Origin of the sequence: Pseudomonas sp. BNK-15 (assembly GCF_047456105.1) — a bacterium.
Lineage (GTDB): Bacteria > Pseudomonadota > Gammaproteobacteria > Pseudomonadales > Pseudomonadaceae > Aquipseudomonas > Aquipseudomonas putida_E.
This window is the reverse complement of record NZ_CP179898.1, coordinates 3,822,950-3,842,741: the sequence shown is the minus strand read 5'-3', so window position 1 is coordinate 3,842,741 and position 19,792 is coordinate 3,822,950. Positions and strand designations below refer to the sequence as shown.

15 protein-coding genes are annotated in these 19,792 nt (G+C 62.5%); 6 read left to right on the top strand and 9 right to left on the bottom strand.

What is annotated here, in order from left to right; genetic code table 11:
* Window positions 1–762: a hypothetical protein gene (locus ACMGF5_RS17555; RefSeq protein ID WP_174141623.1), complete on the bottom strand. Its 762-nt coding sequence runs from the start codon at window positions 760–762 to the stop codon at window positions 1–3.
* A gap of 67 nt (window positions 763–829) precedes the next feature.
* Window positions 830–1,297, bottom strand: a complete 468-nt coding sequence (locus ACMGF5_RS17550; RefSeq protein ID WP_046787307.1) for a DUF1289 domain-containing protein — start codon at window positions 1,295–1,297, stop codon at window positions 830–832.
* Window positions 1,298–1,702: 405 nt separating this feature from the next.
* On the opposite strand from ACMGF5_RS17550, the gene acnB reads away from it, so the two are divergent.
* Window positions 1,703–4,312, top strand: a complete 2,610-nt coding sequence (gene acnB / locus ACMGF5_RS17545) for a bifunctional aconitate hydratase 2/2-methylisocitrate dehydratase (RefSeq protein ID WP_046787308.1) — start codon at window positions 1,703–1,705, stop codon at window positions 4,310–4,312.
* A gap of 63 nt (window positions 4,313–4,375) precedes the next feature.
* Here acnB and prpD read toward each other — a convergent pair whose 3' ends face one another.
* The 6 genes from prpD to ACMGF5_RS17515 form a co-directional block, all read right to left on the bottom strand.
* A complete protein-coding gene (gene prpD, locus ACMGF5_RS17540) occupies window positions 4,376–5,860 on the bottom strand; it encodes a 2-methylcitrate dehydratase (protein ID WP_115275354.1) in 1,485 nt (494 codons plus the stop codon).
* Between the two features lie 138 nt (window positions 5,861–5,998).
* Complete coding sequence (gene prpF / locus ACMGF5_RS17535; protein WP_196914183.1) at window positions 5,999–7,189, bottom strand: 2-methylaconitate cis-trans isomerase PrpF; 1,191 nt, start codon at window positions 7,187–7,189, stop codon at window positions 5,999–6,001.
* Between the two features lie 139 nt (window positions 7,190–7,328).
* Entirely contained in the window at window positions 7,329–9,917 is a 2,589-nt protein-coding gene (acnD, locus tag ACMGF5_RS17530; RefSeq protein WP_119688614.1) for a Fe/S-dependent 2-methylisocitrate dehydratase AcnD, read from the bottom strand.
* 101 nt (window positions 9,918–10,018) lie between these two features.
* Complete coding sequence (gene prpC, locus ACMGF5_RS17525) at window positions 10,019–11,146, bottom strand: 2-methylcitrate synthase (RefSeq protein ID WP_119688613.1); 1,128 nt, start codon at window positions 11,144–11,146, stop codon at window positions 10,019–10,021.
* Window positions 11,147–11,313: 167 nt separating this feature from the next.
* On the bottom strand, window positions 11,314–12,204 hold the full coding sequence (prpB, locus tag ACMGF5_RS17520) for a methylisocitrate lyase (protein WP_012313676.1): 891 nt from the start codon (window positions 12,202–12,204) through the stop codon (window positions 11,314–11,316).
* Between the two features lie 8 nt (window positions 12,205–12,212).
* Window positions 12,213–12,917 carry a GntR family transcriptional regulator gene (locus ACMGF5_RS17515; RefSeq protein ID WP_046787312.1) on the bottom strand — a complete coding sequence of 235 codons (705 nt, stop codon included), beginning with the start codon at window positions 12,915–12,917 and terminating at the stop codon, window positions 12,213–12,215.
* 294 nt (window positions 12,918–13,211) lie between these two features.
* Here ACMGF5_RS17515 and ACMGF5_RS17510 point away from each other — a divergent pair, with 294 nt between their 5' ends.
* The 5 genes from ACMGF5_RS17510 to ACMGF5_RS17490 all read left to right on the top strand — a co-directional run bounded on the left by ACMGF5_RS17510 (window position 13,212) and on the right by ACMGF5_RS17490 (window position 18,598).
* Window positions 13,212–13,748: an ATP-dependent zinc protease gene (locus ACMGF5_RS17510; RefSeq protein WP_046787313.1), complete on the top strand. Its 537-nt coding sequence runs from the start codon at window positions 13,212–13,214 to the stop codon at window positions 13,746–13,748.
* 5 nt (window positions 13,749–13,753) lie between these two features.
* Window positions 13,754–15,289, top strand: coding sequence for an inactive transglutaminase family protein (locus tag ACMGF5_RS17505; RefSeq protein WP_012313673.1), 1,536 nt, complete (start codon window positions 13,754–13,756; stop codon window positions 15,287–15,289).
* The gene (locus tag ACMGF5_RS17500; RefSeq protein WP_115275358.1) at window positions 15,289–16,269 is read left to right on the top strand and encodes an alpha-L-glutamate ligase-like protein; all 981 of its coding nucleotides are present in this window, start codon (window positions 15,289–15,291) and stop codon (window positions 16,267–16,269) included. Before ACMGF5_RS17505 ends, ACMGF5_RS17500 begins: the two co-directional genes overlap by 1 nt.
* A 131-nt stretch (window positions 16,270–16,400) precedes the next feature.
* On the top strand, window positions 16,401–17,744 hold the full coding sequence (gene pabB, locus ACMGF5_RS17495; RefSeq protein ID WP_414157003.1) for an aminodeoxychorismate synthase component I: 1,344 nt from the start codon (window positions 16,401–16,403) through the stop codon (window positions 17,742–17,744).
* A gap of 119 nt (window positions 17,745–17,863) precedes the next feature.
* Complete coding sequence (locus tag ACMGF5_RS17490; RefSeq protein WP_046787316.1) at window positions 17,864–18,598, top strand: phosphoadenylyl-sulfate reductase; 735 nt, start codon at window positions 17,864–17,866, stop codon at window positions 18,596–18,598.
* 101 nt (window positions 18,599–18,699) lie between these two features.
* Here ACMGF5_RS17490 and cysB read toward each other — a convergent pair whose 3' ends face one another.
* Window positions 18,700–19,674 carry an HTH-type transcriptional regulator CysB gene (gene cysB / locus ACMGF5_RS17485; RefSeq protein ID WP_119688611.1) on the bottom strand — a complete coding sequence of 325 codons (975 nt, stop codon included), beginning with the start codon at window positions 19,672–19,674 and terminating at the stop codon, window positions 18,700–18,702.
* Window positions 19,675–19,792: the final 118 nt, after the last annotated feature.

Sequence of the window (19,792 nt, the reverse complement as noted above, 5' to 3'; positions counted from 1 at the left end):
TCAAGCCTTGGCAACGAGCGGACGAGGGTGAGGCGGCACACAAGGGTTAGACACCTGCAGGCTGAACTGGCCACGGTCGCCTCGACGGTTGTTGAGGTATGCAACCCGCTCCACCCGTCGCCTCACTTGCCGACCGTCTGCGCTATAGAGCTTCAGGTTCAACAGCACTTGCCCTTCTTGCAACTCCTGTGGATCCAGGCCAGGGATATGCCACAGTGGCGTTCGCCGCCCGGCGGTCAGCTTGTACAGTGCCGTCTCCAGATCGACAGGCGGGTCGGCGGGTAGCACCACGGATGTCCCGAAGGGGTCTCGCAACGCCAGACTGGCGGGGTCGTCCTTGCACACACCGGCATCCGAACGCGCCGGGTAAAAGCCCAGATAACCGTTTCGACTGACGTCGAGCCAGTATTCCAGTGAAGGCCAACGGTCGACATTATTGCCCTCATATGCCGGGCGGATCTCGTAAACGAAGCCTGTTGCAAGTCGATAGACACCAAACCAGAAAACGTCACAAAACGCACGCTTACGAGCCTCGCGACCCCATAGCGAGTCAATCAGGAACGATTGCAACATTTCCTCGCCATAGTCCAGGCTGGTCATCAGCCAACCATCGTCACCGTTCCAGTCATCGAATTCGACCCAGAACGGCCGGGTGATATCATCATCGTCAATCTGGGCGGCCCGCAACGGTGCATCCAGCAATTGCCAGCGGCATGTCGCGGTAAAACTCAGCAGCGGTTCAAAACACAGCTGCGCCATCATCCGTACTCCTTTCGCTCGATAAAAACGCACAGTGGCGCCTTTTCAAGGCAGGGGGCAGGAAGAAGGCTTACCTCAGTTCGGTACGCAGGAACCCCGGCGCGATATAGCGCTGGTAATGCGCCTCGGACAACAAAAAGAATTCGCGGTCGATGGCATCGCGCAACTGCGGCAGCTCCCAGTCCCGAAACTCGGGCAGCAACGCCATCCCGTACGCTTCCAGGTCGCGAATCAGGCGGGCACCGCGTGCAATCAGCTGATACGCCCAACAATACTCAGACTGCTGCTCGACAAAGCGGATGGAGCGCTGCTGCAGCTGCTGACGCAGCAGGTTCGTATCGAACACTTCCAGCTTGGCCATCATCACCTGTACCAGCAACTGTTCCAGGCGCAGCAAAACGGCACGCTTGTGATCGTCGTCGTAAGCGTTCCAGTGGATGACTTCGTGATGGAAACGCTTGCAGCCACGGCACACCGTGTCTCCATACACCGTGGAGCAAAGGCCGACGCAAGGGGTCTTGATGGACTGGTTGGGCATGGAAAAACAACGGCTTGGCGGTGGAACACAGGCCCATGTTAGCCCTTTGTCTAACCAGGGTCACTCGTTAAAGTCATGTTCGCCGCCTTACCTTCTGCGACAATTTGCCGTAGAATCATCCCGCCTTTTCAAGGCAACAATGTCCGTTGGAAGCTGTTTTCAAAGCGTCACGAGCACAGTTGATCCGGTAGAACGGCGTTGGCCCGGGCCATGCACCCCTCGCATGCCCGCGCCAGCCCTCATCAGCCCCCGTTCTGCAGGCGTAAAACTTTGAAAGCAGCTTCTGTAAGGATTCTCTGCGACCCTGGCTGGGCGGCCCAAGAAGCCGTGATGGCGCATGGGTGCAGAGAATGCTGGATGAGCGTCCCGGACTCCCTTTAGGGACCACTGATGAGGGTAATAACTGTGCTTGAAGCCTACCGCAAACACATCGAAGAGCGTGCCGCCCTGGGTATCGTGCCCCAGCCGCTGAACGCCGAACAAACCGCAGGCCTGGTCGAGCTGCTGAAAAACCCGCCGGCCGGCGAAGAAGCCTTCCTCGTAGACCTGATCACCCACCGCGTTCCACCAGGAGTCGACGAAGCTGCCTACGTCAAGGCCGCTTTCCTGTCTGCCGTGGCCAAGGGTGAAGCCAACTCGCCACTGATCGACCGCAAGCACGCCACCGAGCTGCTGGGCACCATGCAGGGCGGCTACAACATCGAAACGCTGGTCGCGCTGCTGGATGACGCCGAACTGGGCGCCGTCGCGGCCGAAAAGCTCAAGCACACCCTGCTGATGTTCGATGCTTTCCACGACGTGGCCGAAAAAGCCAAGGCGGGCAACGCTCACGCCAAGGCCGTGCTGGAATCCTGGGCTGCCGGCGAGTGGTTCACCTCGCGTCCGGCCATCGCCGACAAGTACACCCTGACCGTGTTCAAAGTGCCGGGCGAAACCAACACTGACGACCTGTCCCCTGCCCCGGACGCCTGGTCGCGCCCTGACATCCCGCTGCACGCCCTGGCCATGCTGAAAATGGCCCGCGACGGCATCGAGCCGCAGCAGCCGGGCTCGGTCGGCCCGCTGGCGCAAATCGAAGCGGTCAAGGCCAAAGGCTTCCCGGTCGCCTACGTCGGTGACGTGGTCGGTACCGGTTCTTCGCGCAAATCCGCCACCAACTCGGTGCTGTGGTTCTTCGGCGACGACATCCCGTACGTGCCGAACAAGCGCGCCGGTGGCTTCTGCTTCGGCACCAAGATCGCCCCGATCTTCTACAACACCATGGAAGACGCCGGTGCCCTGCCGATCGAATTCGACTGCACCAACCTGGGCATGGGCGACGTCATCGACGTTTACCCATACAAAGGTGAAGTACGCCGTCACGACAGCGACGAGCTGGTCACCAGCTTCGAGCTGAAAACCGAAGTACTGCTGGATGAAGTCCGCGCTGGCGGCCGTATCCCGCTGATCGTCGGCCGTGGCCTGACCGAAAAAGCCCGTACCGAGCTGGGCCTGGGTGCATCCGACCTGTTCAAGAAGCCAGAGCAGCCTGCCGATTCCGGCAAGGGCTTCACCCTGGCTCAGAAAATGGTCGGCCGTGCCTGCGGCCTGCCCGAAGGCCAGGGCGTGCGCCCAGGTGCTTACTGCGAGCCGAAGATGACCACCGTCGGCTCCCAGGACACCACTGGCCCGATGACCCGCGATGAGCTCAAAGACCTGGCGTGCCTGGGCTTCTCCGCTGACCTGGTGATGCAGTCGTTCTGCCACACCGCGGCCTATCCGAAGCCGATCGACGTCACTACCCACCACACCCTGCCAGACTTCATCCGCACCCGTGGCGGCGTGTCGCTGCGCCCAGGCGACGGCATCATCCACAGCTGGCTGAACCGTATGCTGATGCCTGACACCGTCGGTACCGGTGGTGACTCGCACACCCGTTTCCCGATCGGCATCTCGTTCCCGGCCGGTTCCGGCCTGGTGGCCTTCGCCGCCGCCACCGGCGTCATGCCGCTGGACATGCCAGAGTCGATCCTGGTGCGCTTCAAGGGCAAACTGCAGCCAGGCATCACCCTGCGTGACCTGGTGCATGCCATCCCTTACTACGCCATCCAGCAGGGCCTGCTGACCGTCGAGAAGAAAGGCAAGAAAAACGCCTTCTCCGGCCGCATCCTGGAAATCGAAGGCCTGGACGAACTGACCGTCGAGCAAGCGTTCGAACTGTCCGACGCCTCGGCCGAGCGTTCCGCTGCCGGCTGCACCATCAAGCTGCCGGAAAAGGCCATCGCCGAGTACCTGAAGTCGAACATCACCCTGCTGCGCTGGATGATCGGCGAAGGCTACGGCGATGCCCGCACCCTGGAGCGTCGCGCCCAGGCCATGGAAGCCTGGCTGGCCAAGCCTGAGCTGCTGTCGGCTGACGCCGATGCCGAATACGCCGAAATCATCGAAATCGACCTGGCCGACGTCAAGGAGCCTGTGCTCTGCGCGCCGAACGACCCGGACGACGCCCGCCTGCTGTCGTCGGTACAGGGCGAGAAGATCGACGAAGTGTTCATCGGTTCGTGCATGACCAACATTGGTCACTTCCGCGCTGCCGGCAAGCTGCTGGAGAAGGTCAAGGGCGGTATTCCGACTCGTCTGTGGCTGGCTCCGCCAACCAAGATGGACGCCCACCAGCTGACCGAAGAAGGCTACTACGGCATCTACGGCAAGGCCGGTGCGCGCATGGAAATGCCAGGCTGCTCGCTGTGCATGGGTAACCAGGCACGTGTGCAGACCGGTTCGACCGTGGTCTCCACGTCGACCCGTAACTTCCCGAACCGCCTGGGCGACGCCACCAACGTCTACCTGGCATCGGCCGAGCTGGCTGCTGTCGCATCGATCATCGGCAAGCTGCCGACCGTCGAGGAGTACATGCAGTACGCGAAAGACATCGACAGCATGGCTGCCGACGTTTACCGCTATCTGAGCTTCGACCAGATCGCCGAGTTCCGCGAAGCTGCGGCCAACGCCAAGATCCCGGTTGTTCAAGCGTAATCAGCGGTACGCTACAAGAAAAAACCCCGGCATCAATGCCGGGGTTTTTTGCTTTTGCTCGCCTCAGATCACGAACAAATCCACAAACCGGTGCACCGCCGCACCCTCCAGCCGCTGCTGATCCTCGCACAGCTCGAAAATCTCCAGGCAACGCTGAGGCGCAAACCGCGTCGCCAGGTTGTCCCTGAACTTGGCCTCCAGCAAAGGGATGCCCTCGCCGCGCCGGCGCCGGTGCCCGACCGGGTACTCCACCACCACCTGTTCGGTACTGCTGCCATCCTTGAAGAACACCTGCAAGCCATTGGCGATCGAGCGCTTGTCCGGCTCCAGGTATTCACGGCTGAAACGAGGGTCCTCGACCACCTCCATCTTTTCGCGCAGACGGTCGATGCTCGGGTGGGCGGCGTGGAAGGCATCTTCGTAATGCTCGGCCACCAGATGGCCGAATATAAGCGGCACCGCCACCATGTACTGCAGGCAGTGGTCGCGATCGGCAGCATTGGCCAGCGGGCCGACCTTGGAGATGATGCGAATGGCCGATTCCTGGGTGGTGATGACGATACGGTCGACTTCGTGCAGGCGGTTGCGCACTTGCGGGTGCAGGCTGACCGCGGCTTCGCAGGCGGTCTGGGCGTGGAACTCGGCCGGGAAACTGACCTTGAACAACACGTTCTCCATCACGTAGCTGGCCAACGCCTGCGGTACCCGCAGCGTCTGCTGGGCAGACGGCTTGAGCGCCAGGTCCTTGTTGGTATGGCTGAACGACACGTCATAAAAGCCCCACTGCGGCGCGGTCAGCACCCCGGGTACCCCCATCTCGCCACGCAGCGCGATATCGGCCAGGCGCACACCACGGCTCGAAGCATCGCCGGCGGCCCACGACTTGCGCGAGCCAGCGTTGGGTGCATGGCGGTAGGTGCGTAGCGCCTGGCCATCGACAAAGGCATGGGACAGGGCCGACAGCAGTTGTTCACGATTGGCCCCCATCAGCTTGGCGCACACGGCCGTGGAGGCCACCTTGACCAACAGCACGTGGTCGAGGCCGACACGATTGAAGGCGTTTTCCAGCGCCAGCACACCCTGGATCTCATGGGCCATGACCATCGCCTCGAGCACTTCACGCATGAGCAACGGGCCTTCACCCTTGGCCACCCGTTTTTGCGACAGGTGATCGGCCACCGCGAGGATCCCCCCAAGGTTATCGGAAGGGTGGGCCCACTCGGCGGCAAGCCAGGTGTCGTTGTAATCCAGCCAACGCACGGTGCAGCCGATATCCCAGGCGGCCTTGACCGGGTCGAGCCGGTAGCTGGTGCCGGGCACCCGGGCGCCATTGGGCACCACTGTTCCCTCCACCAGCGGGCCGAGGTGCTTGGTGCACTCTGGAAAGCGCAGGGCCAACAGGCCGCAGCCCAGGGTGTCCATCAGGCAATTGCGCGCGGTGTCCAGCGCCTCGAGGGATTCGACGCGGTAGGTGAGAACGTAATCGGCAAGGGTTTGCAGCACCCCGTCGTAGTCAGGACGCTCGTTCAGGTCCACGTTGGCGCTCATTTGCAGCTCCTTTGATTGGGGCTGCTACGCAGCCCATCGCCGGTGAACCGGCTCCCACACGGTCAATGCAGGAACCGGATTGCCAGCGACGGGCCGCGCAGCGGCCCTGCTGATTCAAAGCCAAGCGCCAATGGTGCGTCAGAAGCTGTCGCCAGGCACCCTTACCCAGCCTTCCATCAACACCCGGGCACTACGACTCATGATTGCCTTGGTGACCGTCCACTCACCATCCACCTGGCTGGCCTGAGCCCCGACCCGCAAAGTGCCGGAGGGATGGCCGAAGCGCACGGCACTGCGCTCGCCCCCGCCAGCAGCGAGGTTGACCAACGTACCTGGAATGGCAGCAGCGGTACCGATGGCCACCGCAGCAGTACCCATCATCGCGTGGTGCAACTTGCCCATGGAAAGTGCACGCACCAGCAGGTCGATGTCAGCCGCCTCGACAGCCTTGCCACTGGACGCAGTGTAGGTGCTTGGCGGCGCAACGAAAGCCACCTTCGGCGTGTGCTGACGCCCGGCCGCCTGGTCGACATGCTCGATCAGCCCCATGCGCACGGCGCCATGGGCACGGATCGCCTCGAAACGCGTCAGCGCCTGGGCATCGCCGTTGATCGCATCCTGCAGCTCGGTACCGGCATAGCCGACATCGTCGGCATTGACGAAAATGGTCGGGATCCCCGCGTTGATCAAAGTGGCTTTGAAGGTACCGACACCGGGCACCTCCAGGTCATCCACCAGATTGCCGGTAGGGAACATCGCCCCGCCGCCTTCGCCCTCATCGGCCGCCGGTTCAAGGAACTCCAACTGCACCTCAGCCGCCGGGAACGTCACACCGTCGAGTTCGAAGTCGCCGGTTTCCTGCACTTGGCCCTCGGTGATCGGCACATGAGCGATGATGGTCTTGCCGATATTGACCTGCCAGATACGCACGGTGGCAACGCCATTGCGCGGGATGCGCGACGGCTCGACCAAGCCACTGCTGATGGCGAACGAGCCGACAGCAGCAGACAGGTTGCCGCAGTTGCCGCTCCAGTCGACGAAGGCCTTGTCGATGGCTACCTGGCCGAACAGGTAGTCGACGTCGTGCTCGGGCTTGGTGCTAGGTGAAAGGATCACGGTCTTGCTGGTGCTTGAGGTGGCGCCGCCCATGCCGTCGATCTGCTTGGCGTAGGGGTCGGGGCTACCGATGACCCGCAGGAGCAGTGCGTCACGGGCCGGCCCTGGGACTTGGGCTCGTTCAGGGAGGTCTTGCAGGCGGAAGAACACGCCTTTGCTGGTGCCGCCGCGGATGTAGGTGGCGGGGATCTTGATTTGTGGTGCGTGTGCCATGGTTGTGCTGTCCTGATAGTCCGGCGAAATACCCTTGGGGCTGCTTTGCAGCCCTTCGCGACGCAAAGCCGCTCCTACAGCCCCGGTAGGAGCGGCCTTGCGTCGCGAAAGGGCCGCAACGCGGCCCCGCTTTTCAAGCTCAGGCGGTAGCTTCGAGGAAATCCTGGGCAAAGCGCTGCAATACCCCGCCCGCCTCGTAGATCGACACCTCTTCGGCGGTATCGAGCCGGCAGGTCACCGGTACCTCGACCCGTTCGCCATTGCTGCGCGTGACCACCAGCGTCAGGGTTGCACGCGGCTTGCGCTCACCTGCCACGTCATAGGTCTCGCTACCATCCAGGCCCAGGGTCTTGCGGTCGGTGCCCGGCAGGAATTCGAGCGGCAACACGCCCATGCCCACCAGGTTGGTGCGGTGAATGCGCTCGAAGCCTTCGGCCACGATCGCCTCGACGCCCGCCAGCCGCACGCCCTTGGCCGCCCAGTCGCGGGACGAGCCTTGCCCATAGTCGGCACCGGCAACGATGATCAGCGGCTGCTTGCGCTGCATGTAGGTTTCGATGGCTTCCCACATCCGGGTCACCTTGCCCTCCGGCTCCAGGCGCGCCAGCGAACCCTGCTGCACGCTGCCATCGGGTTTGCGCACCATCTCGTTGAACAGCTTGGGGTTGGCGAAGGTGGCACGCTGCGCCGTCAGGTGGTCGCCGCGGTGCGTGGCGTAGGAGTTGAAGTCCTCCTCCGGCAGGCCCATCTTGGCCAGGTATTCACCCGCCGCGCTGTCGAGCAGGATGGCATTGGAAGGTGACAGGTGGTCGGTGGTGATGTTGTCGGGCAGCACCGCCAACGGACGCATGCCGCGCAACGTGCGCTCACCGGCCAGAGCGCCTTCCCAGTAGGGCGGGCGGCGGATATAGGTACTCATCGGGCGCCACTCGTAAAGCGGCGCCACTTTCGGCCCACGGTCTTGCTCGATAGCGAACATCGGGATGTAGACCTTGCGGAACTGCTCCGGCTTGACCGCAGCGCGCACCACCGCATCGATCTCTTCGTCGCTTGGCCAGATGTCCTTGAGGCGGATTTGCTGACCATCGACTACGCCCAGTACATCCTTCTCGATGTCGAAGCGGATGGTGCCGGCAATGGCATAGGCCACCACCAGCGGCGGCGAAGCGAGAAATGCCTGCTTGGCGTACGGGTGGATGCGCCCATCGAAGTTGCGGTTGCCCGAGAGCACCGCCGTCGCGTAGAGGTCACGGTCGATGATTTCCTGCTGGATCACCGGGTCCAAAGCACCGGACATGCCGTTGCAGGTGGTGCAGGCGAAGGCGACGATACCGAAGCCCAGTTGCTCCAGCTCCTTCTCCAGCCCCGCTTCCTCCAGGTACAGCTGCACGGCCTTGGAGCCGGGCGCGAGCGACGACTTGACCCACGGCTTGCGCGCCAGGCCGAGCTTGTTGGCATTGCGCGCCAGCAGGCCAGCGGCGATCACGTTGCGCGGGTTGCTGGTGTTGGTGCAACTGGTAATCGCAGCGATGATCACTGCGCCGTCAGGCATCTGCCCCGGTATCTCGTCCCAGGCACCAGCGATGCCCTTGGCTGCCAGCTCACTGGTGGCAACACGGGCATGCGGGTTGGACGGCCCGGCCATGTTGCGCACCACGCTCGACAGGTCGAAGTTCAGCACGCGTTCGTATTCGGCCGTGGCCAACGCGTCAGCCCACAAGCCCGTGGCCTTGGCGTAGGTTTCCACCAGCTTCACCTGCTGATCTTCACGGCCGGTCAGTTTCAGGTAGTCGATGGTTTGCTGGTCGATGGCGAACATTGCAGCGGTTGCACCATATTCCGGTGCCATGTTGGAGATGGTCGCACGGTCGCCGAGGGTCAGGGCGCGTGCACCTTCGCCGTAGAACTCAAGGTAGGCGCCAACCACCTTCTGCTTGCGCAGGAACTCGGTCAAGGCCAGCACCAGGTCGGTGGCGGTGATGTTGGGCGCCAGCTTGCCGCGCAGCTCCACGCCGACGATTTCCGGCAGGCGCATCCACGAGGCCCGGCCCAGCATGACGTTTTCAGCTTCCAGGCCGCCGACGCCGATGGCGATCACGCCCAGCGCGTCGACATGCGGGGTATGGCTGTCGGTGCCCACGCAGGTGTCCGGGTAGGCCACACCGCGATCGCTGTGGATCACCGGCGACATTTTCTCCAGATTGATCTGGTGCATGATGCCGTTACCGGGCTGGATCACATCGACGTTCTTGAACGCCTTCTTGGTCCAGTTGATGAAATGGAAGCGGTCTTCGTTGCGACGGTCTTCGATGGCGCGGTTCTTGTCAAAGGCCTGCGGGTCGAAGCCACCGCACTCGACGGCCAGCGAGTGATCGACGATCAGTTGCACCGGCACGACCGGGTTGACTGCCGCCGGGTCGCCACCTTTCTCGGCGATGGCGTCACGCAGGCCGGCGAGGTCGACCAGCGCGGTCTGGCCGAGGATGTCGTGGCACACCACGCGAGCCGGGAACCACGGGAAGTCGAGGTCGCGCTTGCGTTCGATCAGCTGGCCGAGCGAGGCGTTCAGGGTTGCAGGGTCGCAGCGGCGCACCAGGTTTTCGGCGAGCACGCGCGAGGTATAAGGCAGGTTGTCGTAGGCACCGGGCTTGATGGCCTCGACCGCGGCACGGGCATCGAAATAGTCCAGGTCAGTACCTGGCAGGGCTTTGCGGTATGCAGTGTTCATAAAATTATCGGCTCGGTCACGGTACGGTCGTGGATGAACGCACAGGCCCTGCAATCACTGTGGGAGCCAGCTCCCACAGGGTCGCTATAGGGCCTGTTGTTTCAGCGCTGCTCGATTGGCACGAACTGGCGCTGCTCGACGCCGACATACTCGGCGCTCGGGCGGATGATGCGGTTGTTGGCGCGCTGTTCGAACACGTGCGCTGCCCAGCCGGTCAGGCGCGAGCAGACAAAGATCGGGGTGAACAGCTTGGTCGGGATGCCCATGAAGTGATACGCCGAGGCATGGTAGAAATCGGCGTTGGGGAACAGACGCTTCTGCTCCCACATGGTCTTGTCGATGGCTTCTGAGACCGGGAACAGCACCTTGTCACCGACTGCGTCGGCCAGCTGCTTCGACCAATCCTTGATCACCTCGTTGCGCGGATCGGACTCTTTGTAGATGGCATGGCCAAAGCCCATGATCTTGTCCTTGCGCTCGAGCATGCGCAGCAACTCTGCGGTGGCTTCCTGCGGGTTCTGGAAGCGCTCGATCAGCTCCATCGCCGCCTCGTTGGCACCGCCGTGCAGTGGGCCGCGCAACGAGCCGATGGCCGCGGTGATGCAGGAGTACAGGTCCGATAGCGTCGAGGCGCAGACCCGGGCGGTGAAGGTCGATGCGTTGAACTCGTGCTCTGCATACAGGATCAGCGAAACGTTCATTACCTTGACATGCAACTCGCTCGGCTTCTTGCCGTGCAGCAGGTGCAGGAAATGCCCGCCCAGGGTGTCTTCATCGCTGGTGCAGTCGATACGTACGCCATGGTGGGTGAAGCGGTACCAATAGCACATCACCGCCGGGAACAGCGCCAGCAGGCGGTCGGTCTTGTCGTGCTGGGCGTCGAAGGTCAACTCCGGCTCCAGCGTACCCAGCACCGAGCAGCCGGTGCGCATGACGTCCATCGGGTGCGCGTCGCGCGGGATGCGCTCGAGCACTTCTTTCAGCGCCTGCGGCAGGTCGCGCAGGCCCTTGAGCTTGTGTTTGTAATCGGCAAGTTCTGCCTTGCTGGGCAACTCGCCGTATAGCAGCAGGTAGGCCACTTCTTCGAATTCGGCGCCTGCTGCCAGGTCGCGCACATCATAACCCCGGTAAGTCAGGCCGGCGCCGGCCTGGCCGACGGTCGACAGAGCGGTCTGGCCGGCCACCTGGCCACGCAGGCCTGCGCCACTGAGTACTTTTGCTTCGGCCATGGTGTTTCTCCTTTCTTGAATTTGTTATGGATATCGTTCTGGCTAAATCAGAGTGCCTGTACCGGCCCTATCGCCGGCAAGCCGGCTCCCACAACAAGCTGTGCAAGGCTCAAGCCTGGTGCTGCACCTGTGGGAGCCGGCTTGCCGGCGATGAGGCCAGCATTGGCTCAACCTTTTTTCTGCGCAAACAGCGCATCGAGGCTCTGCTCGAATGCGTGGTAGCCAATGGCATCGTAGAGCTCCATGCGGGTCTGCATGGTGTCGATCACGTTTTTCTGCGTGCCGTCGCGACGCAGCGCGGTGTAGACATTTTCGGCCGCCTTGTTCATGGCGCGGAACGCCGACAGCGGGTAGAGCACCAACGACACGTCCACGCCAGCCAGCTCTTGGGTGGTGAACAGCGGCGTGGCACCGAACTCGGTGATGTTGGCCAGGATCGGCGCCTTCACCCGGTCGGCGAAGGTCTTGTACATCTGCAGTTCGGTAATGGCCTCAGGGAAAATCATGTCGGCGCCGGCCTCGATGCAGGCGGCGGCGCGGTCGAGCGCTGCGTTCAGGCCTTCCACGGCCAGGGCATCGGTACGTGCCATGATCACGAAGCTGTCATCGGTACGGGCATCGACCGCAGCCTTGATGCGGTCGACCATCTCCTGCTGGGAGACGATTTCCTTGTTCGGCCGGTGGCCGCAGCGCTTGGCGCCTACCTGGTCTTCGATATGGATGGCGGCGGCACCGAACTTGCTCATCGAACGCACCGTGCGCGCAACGTTGAAGGCCGAGGCACCGAAGCCGGTGTCGACATCTACCAGCAATGGCAGGTCGCAGACGTCGGTGATGCGCCGCACATCGGTCAGCACGTCATCAAGACCGGTGATGCCCAGGTCCGGCAAGCCCAGCGAACCGGCGGCGACACCGCCACCGGACAGGTAGATGGCCTTGAAGCCGGCGCGCTTGGCCAGCAGCGCATGGTTGGCGTTGATGGCGCCGACCACCTGCAGTGGATGTTCGGCGGCAACGGCATCGCGAAAACGCTGACCAGGGGTGCTCTTCACAGTCATTTCTCACCTCAAAGGCTATTGTTGTTGGCGTCCAGGTAGTGGCGCTCGATATTGCGTTTGGACGCGCCGATGTGGCGGCGCATCAGGAGTTCGGCCAGCTCGCCGTCACGATCGGCGATGGCATCGAGGATGCGGTGGTGTTCGGCGAAGGCCTGGCGCGGGCGGTTGGGCGTGGCGGAAAACTGGATGCGGTACATGCGCACCAGCTGGTACAGCTCGCCGCAGAGCATCTTGACCAGGGTCTGGTTGCCGCTGCCCTGGATGATCCGGTAATGGAAGTCGTAATCGCCTTCCTGCTGGTAGTAACCCACCCCCGCCTGGAACGCCGCGTCGCGTTCGTGGGTGTCCAGCACCCGGCGCAACTCGTCGATATCGCCTTGGCTCATGCGCTCGGCCGCCAGGCGGCAAGCCATGCCCTCCAGCGACTCACGGATTTCGTACAGCTCGATCAGCTCGGCATGGTTGAGCGACACCACGCGCGCACCTACATGTGGCACACGCACCAGCAGGCGCTGGCCCTCCAGACGATGGATGGCCTCACGCAGCGGGCCACGGCTGATGCCATAGGTGCGCGCCAGCTCCGGCTCGGAGATTTTGCTGCCCGGGGCTATTTCCCCCTTGACGATCGCGGCCTGGATGCGCCGGAAGACATGCTCGGACAAGGTTTCCGTTTCATCCGGCGCTGAAGGGCTGGGGGTAATGAGGTCCAGCATATTGTTGACACCTTGATAAGCCATTGAGGAGAAACTAGCGAAACAAGCCAATTCAGTCAAAGAGAAAATGAACATTGTCGACAATTGTCTAAGTGCGAACTTAGTGAGTGATGGCGTTGTCAGATCGCGACGCGCTGGCGCCAAGGCATCGGCGTGATAGAATGCCGCGCCTCCAACGGAGTATGGATAGCGTTTCTGTCATCCATTCATGTTGTTGACAGACGAACCGAGGAAGCTTGCGCAGTACCTGCCAGTCGCCTTGCCCCGAACCTTGCACAGCACCGCGCCAGGACTATGAGACTTACACCCGTTTTATTGCTGTCATGCCTCACCCTGCTGCCGGCCCTTGGCCAGGCGGCGGGCAAGACCGTGTACGGTCTTAACGAATACGCCCGCCTCGGGGACCTCGACCTGGAAGTGGCCGCCAAACTCGACACCGGCGCCAAGACCGCATCCCTGAGTGCCCGCGACATCAAGCGCTTCAAGCGCGACGGCGAGAGCTGGGTGCGTTTCTACCTGGCGATAGATGCCGCCCATTCGCACCCCATCGAACGCCCGTTGGCGCGGGTCAGCAAGATCAAGCGCCGCGCAGGCGACTATGATGCCGAATCGGGCAAGGCCTATACCGCCCGCCCGGTCATCGAACTCGAAATCTGCATGGGCCAGGCCCTGCGCACCATCGAAGTCAACCTCACCGACCGCAGCGCGTTCCAGTTCCCGCTGCTGATCGGTTCCGAGGCGCTCAAGCACTTCGACGCGCTGGTCGACCCAAGCCTTAAATACGCGGCCGGCAAACCTGCCTGTGCCACCGACGCTCCCAAAGCAGAGTAATCCCGATGCGCTCTCTTACCCTCCATCTGAAAGTCCTGATCACCGTACTGGTGCTGTTGGGCGTGGCGGTCACGGCCTATCAGATCTTCTTCCTCGGCATCCCGGTGACCGAAGACGAAACCGACGACCTTTGGAACATCGACGCCAAGGTCGAGTTCGTCGCCAGCAGCAAGGACCCGGTCAAGGTACAAATGTTCGTACCGCCGCTGAACCGCGACTATGTCAGCCTCAACGAGAGCTTCATCTCCAACAACTACGGGGTCAGCGTCAACCGCGCCGATGGCAACCGCAAGGTAACCTGGTCGGCCCGCCGCGCCAGCGGCAACCAGACCCTCTACTACCGCCTGGTGCTGACCAAGCGCTACAGCAGCGAAAAGGCCGCCATCAAAGGCCCGACCTTCCGTGACAGCCTTGCCGTAGAAGGCCCCGAGAAGATCGCCGCCGAAGCCCTGATGGCGCCGATCCGCCAGCACTCGGCCGACGTCGAGACCTTCGTCAGCGAAACCATCAAGCGGGTGAACAACCTCAACGACGACAACGTCAAGCTGCTGCTGGCCGGCGATACCTCGCCCATGAAGAAGGCCCAGGTCATCGACCTGCTGCTGTCGATCGCGCATGTACCGATGGAAAAGGTCCATACCATCCGCCTGGTGGCCGATACGCCGCAGTCCCCCGAGCTCTGGCTGCGCAGCTTCAACGGCAGCGACTGGCTGTACTTCAACCCGGACACCGGTGAGCAGGGCCTGCCCAGCGACCGCCTGCTGTGGTGGACCGGTGATGACAACCTGGTCACCGTCGATGGCGGCAAGAAAGCCAACGTCACTTTCAGCATGAACAACAGCGAGATGAACGCCATCCGCCTGGCCAAGCTGACCGACGAGAACACCGACGCCGACTTCCTCGAGTACTCGCTGTACGGCCTGCCGCTGCAGACCCAGCAGACCTTCATGATCATGGTGATGATCCCGATCGGCGTGCTGGTGATCCTGGTCCTGCGCAACCTGATCGGCATCCAGACCCTGGGCACGTTCACACCGGTACTGATCGCCCTGGCGTTCCGCGAGACCCAGCTGGGCTTCGGCATCGTGCTGTTCACCGTGATCACCGCATTGGGCCTGTCGCTGCGCTCCTACCTGGAGCACCTCAAGCTGCAGATGCTGCCGCGCCTCTCGGTGGTACTGACCTTCGTCGTGGTATTGATTGCCGCCATCAGCCTGTTCAGCCACAAGCTGGGGCTGGAACGCGGCCTGTCGGTAGCGCTGTTCCCGATGGTGATCCTGACCATGACCATCGAGCGCCTGTCGATCACCTGGGAAGAACGTGGCGGCGGCCATGCCATGAAAGTGGCGATCGGCACCCTGTTCGCAGCGTCGCTTGCCCACCTGCTGATGATGGTGCCGGAGCTGGTGTACTTCGTCTTCACCTTCCCGGCGGTACTGCTGATCCTGGTGGGCTTCATGCTGGCGATGGGTCGCTACCGCGGCTACCGCCTGACCGAGCTGGTGCGCTTCAAGGCATTCCTGAAGAAGGCTGACGCCTGATGTTTGGCCTGATCAAGACGTGGAAAGCCCTGGAGGCCCGGGGCATCATGGGTATCAACCGGCGCAATGCCGACTATGTGCTCAAGTACAACAAGCGCAACCTGTACCCGATCGTCGACGACAAGATCATCACCAAGGAGCGTGCGCTGGCAGCGGGCATTCACGTGCCTGAAATGTACGGCATCATCGAGACCGAGAAGCAGATCGACAAGCTTCACGAGATCATCGGCGGGCGCAACGACTTCGTCATCAAGCCGGCCCAGGGGGCCGGCGGTGACGGCATCCTGGTGATTGCCGACCGCTTCGAGGACCGCTACCGCACCGTTTCCGGCAAGATCATCAGCCATGAAGAGATCGAGCATCAGGTCTCCAGCATCCTGACCGGCCTGTACTCACTCGGCGGGCACCGCGACCGCGCGCTGATCGAGTACCGGGTAACCCCCGACCAGATCTTCAAGAGCATCAGTTACGAAGGTGTGCCGGACATCCGCATCATCGTGCTGATGGGCTACCCGGTAATGGCCATGCTGCGCCTGCCGACCCGCCAGTCCGGCGGCAAGGCCAACCTGCACCAGGGCGCCATCGGCGTAGGTGTGGACCTGGCCACCGGAGTGACCCTGCGCGGTACCTGGCTGAACAACATCATCAGCAAGCACCCGGACACCACCAATGCGGTGGATGGCGTACAGCTGCCGAACTGGGACGGCTTCATGAAGCTGGCAGCCGGCTGCTATGAGCTGTGCGGCCTGGGCTACATCGGTGTGGACATGGTGCTGGACCAGGACAAGGGGCCGTTGATTCTCGAACTCAATGCCCGCCCTGGCCTGAACATCCAGATCGCCAACGACACCGGGCTGACCCAACGCACCCATGCCATCGAGGCGCACATCGAGGCGCTGGCCAAGGACGGCGTGACCGAGGATGCCGAACAGCGTGTCCGGGTCGCGCAAAGCCTGTTCGGGCACGTGCATCCGGGCTGATAGCTCTGCCCCCATCGCCGGCAAGCCGGCGATGGCTTCAACCCACTGCCTGAAAGTCACACTGGCGCTAGGCGCATTTCCTGCGCAGGTCTACAATCGCCCTCCTCGCTTTTACATCGCCGTCCACACTGATGCCGACCTGTACGCTCTACCCCCTGCCCTATCAGCCCGACCCCGCCGCGTACTTCGCCCGCCTGCGCCAGGCGCCCGGGGCGATCCTGCTCGACAGCGCCCGCCCAGGCGCCGAGCGCGGCCGCTTCGACCTGCTCAGCGCCTGGCCGCTGCAACACTTGCAGGTGCTGCCCGACGAAGATGGCCGGGCCTTCCTGCAACGGCTGCGCGCCAGCCTGAAACAACTGGGCCCTGCGCGGTTGCCAGGTGGTGTCGAGCTGCCATTTGCCGGCGGCCTGATCGGCTACCTCAGCTACGACTTCGGCCGACGCCTGGAGCACCTGCCCTGCCTCGCCACGGATGACCTCGGCCTGCCCGACGCCCAGCTTGGGTTGTATGGCTGGGCGCTGGTGACCGACCACCAGCATGGCACCAGCCAACTGGTGTTCCACCCCCAGCTGGCTGATGACGAGCGCGAGCGCCTCATCGCCTTGTTTGAAGACACCGACAACGCTGCAAGCGGCGATTTCCGCCTGCTCGCCGCCATGACGGGTGATTTGCAGCCAGGGCAATACGAGGCAGCATTCGATCAGGTACAGCGCTACATTCAGGCCGGCGATTGCTACCAGATCAACCTGACCCAACGCTTCCGCGCACCTTGCCAGGGCGACCCCTGGCGCGCCTACCAGGCCTTGCGCAAGGCCTGCCCGACGCCGTTCTCTGGTTACCAGCAACTGGCCGACGGCAGCGCACTGTTGAGTTTTTCTCCAGAACGCTTCATCCGCGTCAGCCAGGGGCAAGTGGAGACCCGCCCGATCAAGGGCACCCGCCCGCGCTCTGCCGACCCGGCAGAAGACGCCCGCAATGCCGAGGCGCTGCGCCACAGCCCCAAGGACCGCTCGGAAAACCTGATGATCGTGGACCTGCTGCGTAACGACCTGGGCCGCACTTGCCAGGTCGGTTCGGTGAAGGTGCCAGAGCTGTTCAGCCTGGAAAGTTACCCCAACGTGCACCATCTGGTCAGCAGCGTCACCGGGCAACTGGCCACCGACAAGGACGCCCTGGACCTGATCGGCGACAGCTTCCCAGGCGGTTCGATCACCGGCGCCCCCAAGATTCGCGCCATGCAGATCATCGACGAGCTGGAGCCCAGCCGCCGCGCGCTGTATTGCGGGTCCTTGCTGTACGTGGATGTGCGCGGTGAAATGGACAGTTCCATCGCCATTCGCAGCCTGCTGGTCAAGGATGGGCAGGTCAGCTGCTGGGGCGGCGGCGCGGTGGTGGCGGACTCCGACTGGCAATCGGAATACGAAGAATCGATCGCCAAGGTACGGGTATTGATGGAGACCTTGCAAAGCCTGTGACCCAGCGTTTGCCTGCACCGGCCCAGGGCCGGTGCAGGCACAGCGTCTAGCCTGCCATTTTTTGTTACCATCACCTCATTACGAGCGCACAGCGCCACAGCCAAGATGGAAACCGCCTGATGAGCCAACCCTTCGACGTCGCCGCCCTGGCCGCGACCTACGCCAGCAAATCCCCGCAGGACATTCTCAAGCTCGCCTTCGAGCACTTCGGCGACGACCTGTGGATTTCTTTCAGCGGTGCCGAGGACGTGGTGCTGGTCGACATGGCCTGGAAGCTGAACAAGCAGGTCAAGGTGTTCAGCCTCGACACCGGCCGCCTGCACCCTGAGACTTACCGGTTCATCGACCAGGTGCGTGAGCAGTACAGCCTGCCGATCGAGATCCTCAGCCCGGACCGCGCCAAACTCGACCCGTTCGTTCAGGAAAAGGGCCTGTTCAGTTTCTACAAGGACGGCCATGGCGAGTGCTGTGGCATCCGCAAGATCGAGCCACTGCGGCGCAAGCTCGCCACTGTCAGCGCCTGGGCCACCGGCCAGCGCCGCGACCAGAGCCCAGGCACCCGCAGCCAGGTGGCAGCACTGGAAATCGACAGCGCGTTCTCCACAGCGGAACGCACCCTGTACAAATTCAACCCGCTGGCGCAGATGACCAGCGCGGAAGTCTGGGGCTACATCCGGATGCTCGAGCTACCGTACAACAGCCTCCACGAACGCGGTTTCATCAGCATTGGTTGCGAGCCCTGCACCCGCCCGGTACTGCCGAACCAGCACGAACGTGAAGGCCGCTGGTGGTGGGAAGAGTCGACCCAGAAGGAATGCGGGCTGCACGCCGGCAACCTGATCAGCAAGGCCTGAAGGCAGCTGCAAGCCTCAAGCTATAAGCTGCAAGCCCCAAGAAGAAAGAGCAGCCCCCACGGGCTGCTCTTTCTCGAAGCTTGCAGCTTGAAGCTGCTTTTTCAGTGCACCGGCAACTCGACACCGGCAAACAGCTCTTCGAGTTCCTGCTTGTTGTGGCACTGGATCGCCTTGGCCATCACTTCACGCGTAAGGTGCGGCGCAAATTTCTCAATGAAGTCGCACATGAAGCCGCGCAGGAAGGTGCCGCGGCGGAAGCCGATCTTGGTGATGCTGGCCTCGAACAGCTCACTGGCATCAAGCGCCACCAGGTCGCTGTCCAGCTTGCTGTCCACCGCCATCTTGGCCACGATGCCCACGCCCAGCCCCAAGCGCACGTAAGTCTTGATCACGTCGGCGTCAGCAGCAGTGAACACCACCTTCGGCGTCAGGCCGCGGTGATTGAAGGCCTCATCCAGCTTGGAGCGGCCAGTGAACCCGAATACATAGGTGACGATCGGGTATTCGGCTACAGCTTCCAGCGTCAGCTTCGGCAATTTGGCCAGCGGGTGACCCTGCGGCACCACCACGCAGCGGTTCCACTTGTAGCACGGCATCATGATCAGGTCGCCGAACAGCTCCAGCGCCTCGGTGGCAATGGCAAAGTCGACGGTACCGTCCGCAGCCATCTCGGCAATCTGCATGGGTGAACCCTGATGCATATGCAGGGCGACTTCCGGGTACTGCTTGATGAAGCTACTGATGATCGGCGGCAGCGCATAGCGAGCCTGGGTATGGGTGGTAGCGATGGACAGCGTACCCTTCTTCTCGTTGGAGAATTCCTGGGCGATCTGCTTGATGCTTTCGACCTTGCGCAGGATTTCACCAGCGGTGTTGATGATGCGCTCACCTGCCGGAGTGACACGGGTCAGATGCTTGCCGCTGCGGGCAAAGACTTCAACACCCAGTTCATCCTCGAGCAGGCGGATTTGTTTGCTGATCCCCGGCTGAGAGGTGTACAGACTCTGCGCCGTCGCGGAGACGTTGAGGTCGTGGTGCGCCACTTCCCAGATGTAGCGCAGTTGTTGAAGCTTCATAGGTTTCCCTCGAATCAGCGGTAAGTCAGCGGCAGCAGGCAGCGACGGGATATAACTATATTAGTGGTTCTCGAAATAAAACTAGAACTATTTTGTTACATGCCGCTCCGAAACTGCC

What these genes read in the sequence shown, in the direction of transcription:
- prpC (WP_119688613.1), bottom strand. Translation starts at nt 11,146, where the DNA reads ATGGCCGAAGCAAAAGTACTCAGTGGCGCAGGCCTGCGTGGCCAGGTG.
- ACMGF5_RS17550 (WP_046787307.1), bottom strand. Translation starts at nt 1,297, where the DNA reads ATGCCCAACCAGTCCATCAAGACCCCTTGCGTCGGCCTTTGCTCCACG.
- ACMGF5_RS17555 (WP_174141623.1), bottom strand. Translation starts at nt 762, where the DNA reads ATGATGGCGCAGCTGTGTTTTGAACCGCTGCTGAGTTTTACCGCGACA.
- ACMGF5_RS17505 (WP_012313673.1), top strand. Translation starts at nt 13,754, where the DNA reads ATGCGCTCTCTTACCCTCCATCTGAAAGTCCTGATCACCGTACTGGTG.
- prpF (WP_196914183.1), bottom strand. Translation starts at nt 7,189, where the DNA reads ATGGCACACGCACCACAAATCAAGATCCCCGCCACCTACATCCGCGGC.
- prpD (WP_115275354.1), bottom strand. Translation starts at nt 5,860, where the DNA reads ATGAGCGCCAACGTGGACCTGAACGAGCGTCCTGACTACGACGGGGTG.
- prpB (WP_012313676.1), bottom strand. Translation starts at nt 12,204, where the DNA reads ATGACTGTGAAGAGCACCCCTGGTCAGCGTTTTCGCGATGCCGTTGCC.
- cysB (WP_119688611.1), bottom strand. Translation starts at nt 19,674, where the DNA reads ATGAAGCTTCAACAACTGCGCTACATCTGGGAAGTGGCGCACCACGAC.
- pabB (WP_414157003.1), top strand. Translation starts at nt 16,401, where the DNA reads ATGCCGACCTGTACGCTCTACCCCCTGCCCTATCAGCCCGACCCCGCC.
- ACMGF5_RS17500 (WP_115275358.1), top strand. Translation starts at nt 15,289, where the DNA reads ATGTTTGGCCTGATCAAGACGTGGAAAGCCCTGGAGGCCCGGGGCATC.
- acnD (WP_119688614.1), bottom strand. Translation starts at nt 9,917, where the DNA reads ATGAACACTGCATACCGCAAAGCCCTGCCAGGTACTGACCTGGACTAT.
- ACMGF5_RS17510 (WP_046787313.1), top strand. Translation starts at nt 13,212, where the DNA reads ATGAGACTTACACCCGTTTTATTGCTGTCATGCCTCACCCTGCTGCCG.
- ACMGF5_RS17515 (WP_046787312.1), bottom strand. Translation starts at nt 12,917, where the DNA reads ATGCTGGACCTCATTACCCCCAGCCCTTCAGCGCCGGATGAAACGGAA.
- ACMGF5_RS17490 (WP_046787316.1), top strand. Translation starts at nt 17,864, where the DNA reads ATGAGCCAACCCTTCGACGTCGCCGCCCTGGCCGCGACCTACGCCAGC.